Annotated in this window: 1 pseudogene; it reads left to right on the forward strand. The window is 40.1% G+C overall.

Annotation, left to right across the window (positions count from 1 at the left end):
• Positions 1-432, forward strand: a pseudogene (locus F7Q96_RS26680) (hypothetical protein); the annotation flags it as partial.
• Positions 433-436 lie beyond the last annotated feature (4 nt).

Consider the following 436-nt stretch of genomic DNA (forward strand, 5'->3'; position numbering starts at 1 on the left):
CCACAACTCATGCTGCTACTCAAAACTTTGGTGCATGTAGAAGGCCTAGGTACGGACCTTTATCCGCAGCTCGACATCTGGAAATTGGCAAAACCAATTTTGACAGAATGGGTCAAATCTAATATGAACCCAGTCAAAAATGTAAAAGAGCTTGGTCAGCAATTACCAGACCTGCTTTTAGGCGCTCAAGATTTCCCAAGTTTAATTATTGATAGCTTAAATGGTTTAAAAAATCAGTCTGCTTGGCAAGATCGTCAGTTACGTGAAATTCAACAGCTTCGTTTACAAATGGAACACCAACAACGTCGTAGCTGGATGTTTGGCAGTACTATGCTGATTTTGCTAACCATTGCGATTATTAGCCCTTGGTTTGTATCTATTATTTTGATTGTGTTGAGCAGCTTATTGGCGCTGTGGCGTGTATTGAAATAACTTC

Origin of the sequence: Cupriavidus gilardii (genome assembly GCF_008801915.1) — a bacterium.
Classification (GTDB): domain Bacteria; phylum Pseudomonadota; class Gammaproteobacteria; order Burkholderiales; family Burkholderiaceae; genus Cupriavidus; species Cupriavidus gilardii.